This is a genomic window from Chryseobacterium takakiae (genome assembly GCF_900129385.1).
GTDB lineage: Bacteria > Bacteroidota > Bacteroidia > Flavobacteriales > Weeksellaceae > Chryseobacterium > Chryseobacterium takakiae.
On the sequence record NZ_FQVO01000038.1, the window covers coordinates 1 to 2,228 of the forward strand.

The window sequence follows — 2,228 nt, forward strand, 5'->3', positions numbered from 1 at the left end:
AAAGGCCCTTCTGCGCTACCTACTTCCTTCCGTTTTCAGTGGGGCAAAGATAACACGTCTTTCCTTTACAATCCAAATCTATTTAACATAAAATTACAATATACTTGAATTTGTGGAAAACTTCACCTTATAACTTACTGATTTATTTTCACTTATAAATCTATCTTCAGTTATCCTCATTAAGAAAACTGTAAAATGGTTTTATAAATTAATTTGAAGATGATGAAGACTTAACACTAATAATTGAATTTATTTTCTTTACTTATACTTAATATGTTGATTATAAAATAACTAAGATTATTCTCTGTCAGATTAAACTAACTGATCAAATGAGATGGGAAAAGTTAGTTATTTAGTTAGCTATTAAGGAGTAAAGAGTAAGGATAAAAAACGGTAAAGATGTTATAAGATTTTGTGTGTTAAAATTAATTCTGTCATTAAATTCTTAAAATGACATATAGTAATTTAGTGAATTTTTCTCGAATGGAATTGAGGATTTTATAATTCTGTGTTGAATAAAACTTATTATATAAAGGTATTACATCTATCTTAATATTTTAACAGGATGATGATAAAGTTAACATTGTTGAAAAAAATGTTTAATCATTTCGCTCGTAAAAAATTAAACAAAACTATATTTTCAACAACAATTATTTTAAGTTGGTTTGATAAGCAATAGAAGGCAAAGTTACGAACTTGATGCTAATGATATTGGATCAATCCCAAAATTTGGGGAGAAAAAAAATATTGATAATTTTGAGGAGTGTTAAACGATGCTCAAATTATTTTTACCTGAACTCTTGATTGAGCATTTGAGATTGTAAAATTTGAGGAAGAAAACAAAATCCTCCACCTCTACTTTGAAGAGAAAAATACAGCTCCAAAAGAGTTTTCTTCTCTTGATTTACAATCCAAAGGTTTTGTTCCGGAAATCACCGTTGACGATTTTCCACTTCGTGGAAAAACAGTAAAACTCCACATCAAACGCAGAAGATGGACCGATACGAAAACCGGCAACATCATCCAAAGAGATTGGAATCTCATTGCCAAAGGAACCCGCATGACACAGGATTTTACGGAGTTCTTAAAAAAATCTGCCGATACTAAAGCCCTTCCCTGCAAAACCATTGGCGGGATGTACGGTGTGGATGGCAGAAAATTCCAAAGACAATACAAACACAGCATCAGCAATTTTAAAGACTGGGAACAAAAACCGCACGCTGAAGACTGGATTCTGTATCCCAAAAACCTTTCCCAACAACTTTCTCTGGATGAAGTTGCTCTTTCCGATGGCGAATTGTATACTGTTCTGACCTCCAAAGAAGAAAAGGGCAGAAAAGGCAGTATTGTTGCCATTATCAAAGGAACCAGGAGTGACACCGTGATAGAATACCTCTTGAAAATCAACAGAAAATTAAGGTTAAATGTAAAAGAAATTACTTTGGATATGGCAGGTTCTATGAAACTTATCGCCAAAAGATGTTTTCCCAATGCCACACAGGTCATTGATCGTTTCCATGTTCAGAAATTAGCCATAGATGCGTTGCAGGAATTAAGAATAAGCCACCGTTGGAAAGCTATTGAACAGGAAAACAATCTGCTCATGGAAGCCAAAGAAAAGAGAAACAACCCCGAGATTGAAATTTTTGAAAATGGCAATAACCGAAAGCAACTTTTGGCAAGAAGCAGGTATTTACTGTATAAAACCAGAGAAAAATGGACTGCATCGCAAAATCAGTGAGCTGAAATCTTATTCTCGCAGTATCCTGATTTAGAAAAAGCCTACAATTTATCTGATGGTTTAAGGAAAATTTACAATCAAAACATTCCGTTGCAATGTTGAAATTGGCACATTGGTTTAAAGAGGTAGAAGAATCGGTGTTTAAAGCTTTCTCGGTACTCAGGAAAACCATAATGAATCATTACAATGAGATCCTCAATTATTTTGAAAGAAGAAGCACGAATGCTTCAGCCCAGTCTTTCAATGCCAAAATAAAAAACTTCAGAATACAATTAAGAGGTGTGCGGGATAAAGCATTTTTCCTGTTCAGGTTGTCTAAACTTTTTGCATAGTCCCCAAGATTTGGGATTGATCCAGGATATTGCTGTGTAATGGTGTTTTATTAATCGTGAACCTTTTACGTCTCCCTTACGGTAGCAAGCAAAAAAAACCTCACACATTGCTGTATGAGGTTTAAAAAAAAACTGGCGGCGACCTACTCTCCCGC

Annotated in this window: 2 protein-coding genes and 1 pseudogene; all 3 read left to right on the top strand. The window is 34.2% G+C overall.

Annotated elements, in window-relative coordinates; all coding sequences use genetic code 11:
- Positions 1 to 844: 844 nt before the first annotated feature.
- Positions 845 to 1,033 (top strand): annotated as a pseudogene (locus tag BUA76_RS19585) (ISAon1 family transposase N-terminal region protein); the annotation flags it as partial.
- 27 nt (positions 1,034 to 1,060) lie between these two features.
- Entirely contained in the window at positions 1,061 to 1,741 is a 681-nt protein-coding gene (locus BUA76_RS19590) for an ISAon1 family transposase (protein ID WP_449390469.1), read from the top strand.
- Positions 1,742 to 1,836: 95 nt separating this feature from the next.
- Positions 1,837 to 2,073: a transposase gene (locus BUA76_RS19595; protein ID WP_449390470.1), complete on the top strand. Its 237-nt coding sequence runs from the start codon at positions 1,837 to 1,839 to the stop codon at positions 2,071 to 2,073.
- Positions 2,074 to 2,228: the final 155 nt, after the last annotated feature.